3 protein-coding genes are annotated in these 2844 nt (G+C 50.5%); all 3 read right to left on the reverse strand.

Annotated features, from left to right (window positions below):
- Window positions 1-78 precede the first annotated feature (78 nt).
- Complete coding sequence (locus K2I50_RS04235) at window positions 79-675, reverse strand: response regulator transcription factor (protein ID WP_301024989.1); 597 nt, start codon at window positions 673-675, stop codon at window positions 79-81.
- A complete protein-coding gene (locus K2I50_RS04240; RefSeq protein WP_301024990.1) occupies window positions 672-1379 on the reverse strand; it encodes a hemerythrin domain-containing protein in 708 nt (235 codons plus the stop codon). The genes K2I50_RS04235 and K2I50_RS04240 overlap by 4 nt, the downstream gene beginning before the upstream one ends.
- 121 nt (window positions 1380-1500) lie before the next feature.
- A partial coding sequence (locus K2I50_RS04245; RefSeq protein WP_301024991.1) for a class I tRNA ligase family protein occupies window positions 1501-2844 on the reverse strand: 1344 nt, incomplete at its 5' end.

The raw sequence follows: 2844 nt of genomic DNA on the forward strand, positions 1-2844 counted from the left end.
CTCCCTCACTGCGCGAACACATCTGCACGACGCTTGACCGCCCCAGCGTTAACAAATATTGGTGAACGGGGTCTTAGATTATATAGGCAGACGTGTGCTTATTTCGTCGAGGCGTACAAGTTTGCTTACAATCGCATAGATGGTAAGGCCTGCGGCTGAGTGAATTTGCAATTTCGCGGTTATGTTTCGCCGGTGTGTCATTACGGTATTGACCGAGACATTCATTTCTGATGCGATTTCTTTGTTGCTCAGTCCCTTTACGATTCCTATTACTACTTCCTTCTCCCGTTGGCTGAGACTTTTTGTGTCGTCATTTTCAGCCGTGTCGGTGTCCATGCGGCCGATGATGTCGGATAGGGCCGATGGATTGTCGTATATGGAGATGGTATAGTCGTAGCTTTTTGTCGATTCCTTTGGGAGCAGGCATGCACAGACTGCCACAAATGTAGCCTGTGGGAGTGATTTGCGGAGGTCGTCGATGCCGGTCGGGCTGATACCGATAGGGTCGATTAGGAGCAGTCGTGCCGGATTTTTATCAAGAGAGTCGGCGGCTTTGTCAGGTTCGGTAGTGCGGATGTCGCCAACAGGCAATGCGCGCATGCGCTGGAGTATAGCATGTAGCCCGGATGCCATTATCTGCGAGGAGGTGACGATGAGGATGTTTAGAGGTTTCATTGGATGGTGGTGTCGTTGGCGCGGGTAATCTCTTTCTGGGCAATCAGCGGTATGAGTATGTGGTTCTCGATTTCCGAATGGCTCTCGAGGTCTTCCTCGGCATTATATAGGTCGACGAGCACATCATACATCTTGTTGGGCTGGCTTGTGGTATAGAACTGCAATATGATGTTTTTTAGTTCCGTGAGTTTTTCGCCTACCTCGTCGTGATGTTTTTTGAATACGTTTATATTGTAGCTTGTCGGCTTGCCGCTGACAAGCGCGCGTATGTAGGGGAAAACTTTTTTCTCCTCGTAGGCGAAGTGCTTTCTTACTTCTTCCAGATACGAATCAAAAAAGGCGATGATGGCCGGATTTATGTCATTGTGGGTCTCTTCAAGTGCTGAAGTGAGATTCTGGCGTATATGCGGGAACTTGTATTTCAGGAAATAGTCGTGACTGTTTTGCAGAAAATCCACAATCGCGATGGGGGAGATTGATGGCAGACGGTCGGAATCTATGGTTCCGTTGAGGATAAAGTTGACGATAAACAGGAATGCCTGTGGGTCAATGTTGTTTTCTCGGCATACGTAGTCGATGCGTTTGCTTTCGAAGCCAAGAGGTATGTTGAACCGGCTCAGTATCGGCAGTATGTTGTAATCATGGCGTATCAGGTCGATTACGCTCTCTGAACCGTTGAATATTTTTGCGTTTTTAATTGACATATATGATGTTAATGCATTTTTCCGTTAAAAAACGAACGCGGTGTGTGGCGTTGCATTAACAGTCCGTGGATTGCAGGATTGATGCAACGCGACACGCCGCGTTATAAAGCAGGGATATCTTTTATTTGGCAAGGCCGGCGATTGATGCCTTTATGGCTGCAATCTTTTCGGTTGCGTCGCTCTGTTTGCGTCGTTCGAGTTCTACTACAGCGGCGGGAGCGTTGTTTACAAAGCGTTCGTTTGACAGCTTTTTGTTGACCGATGCCAGGAATCCTTCATAATGGGCGAGTTCCTTATTAAGACGCTCAAGCTCGGCCTCGATATCGATGGCTCCGCGCAGAGGTACGTTGAATTCGGTAGTGTCGACCATGAACGATGCTGCTGCCGGGTCTTTTTCTGTCACAGCGGTGATTGCGTCGAGGTTGGCAAGTTTGCTGATAACGCAGTCGAGCCCCGGATTCCACTCGCCGATTACGTTGAGCGATAGAGCATCGCGCGGCGAAAGGTTCTTTGATGCACGCACACCGCGCACACCGTTGATTACGCTCTTGGCGCGTTCCATAGCCGAAAGCAGTGTGCTGTCGGCGGATTTTGCCTCAGGCATCGGAGCGTACATGATTGACTCTCCGTCGCGGCGCTCGGCAAGATGCTGCCATAGCTCTTCTGTGATGAAGGGCATGAACGGGTGGAGCATACGCAGGAGGCTGTCGAAGTATCCGAGTGTGGCTGCATATGTGGCGCTGTCGATGGGAGAACCGTAGGCCGGTTTTACCATTTCGAGATACCAGGACGAGAATTCGTCCCAGAACAGGCGGTATACAGCCATCAGAGCCTCCGAGAGACGGAACTTTGAGAAGAGGTCGTTGACCTCCGCGACTGTTGCGCTCAGTTTTCCTTCAAACCATTCAATGGCTTTTGCGGCGCTTTCCGGCTGAGCGACGGTGTCTGATACTTCCCATCCTTTTATGAGGCGGAATGCATTCCAGATTTTGTTGCAGAAGTTTCGGCCCTGTTCGCAGAGCTTGTCATCGAACAGGATGTCGTTTCCGGCAGGAGCCGACAACATCATGCCCATACGTACACCGTCGGCTCCATACTGCTTGATGAGTTCAAGCGGGTCGGGGGAGTTGCCGAGCTGCTTTGACATCTTGCGGCCGAGGTTGTCGCGTACAATACCTGTGAAGTATACATTTTTGAACGGCATATTGCCGGCAAACTCGTATCCGGCCATAATCATGCGAGCCACCCAGAAGAAGATAATATCGGGACCGGTGACAAGATCGGCGGTCGGGTAGTAATATTTGAATTCTTCGTTGTCGGGGTCAAGAATGCCGTTGAACAGAGTGATGGGCCAGAGCCATGATGAGAACCAGGTGTCGAGGCAGTCTTCGTCCTGGTGTAAATCGGCGCTTGTAAGAGACGCATTGCCGGTCTGGCTGATGGCCATTTCGAGGGCTTCTTCGGG

Source organism: Muribaculum sp. (assembly GCF_029051885.1).
Taxonomy (GTDB): domain Bacteria; phylum Bacteroidota; class Bacteroidia; order Bacteroidales; family Muribaculaceae; genus Muribaculum.

Excerpts from the sequence above, each read along its gene's own strand:
- K2I50_RS04235 (WP_301024989.1), bottom strand. The coding sequence starts at position 675 with ATGAAACCTCTAAACATCCTCATCGTCACCTCCTCGCAGATAATGGCA.
- K2I50_RS04240 (WP_301024990.1), bottom strand. The coding sequence starts at position 1,379 with ATGTCAATTAAAAACGCAAAAATATTCAACGGTTCAGAGAGCGTAATC.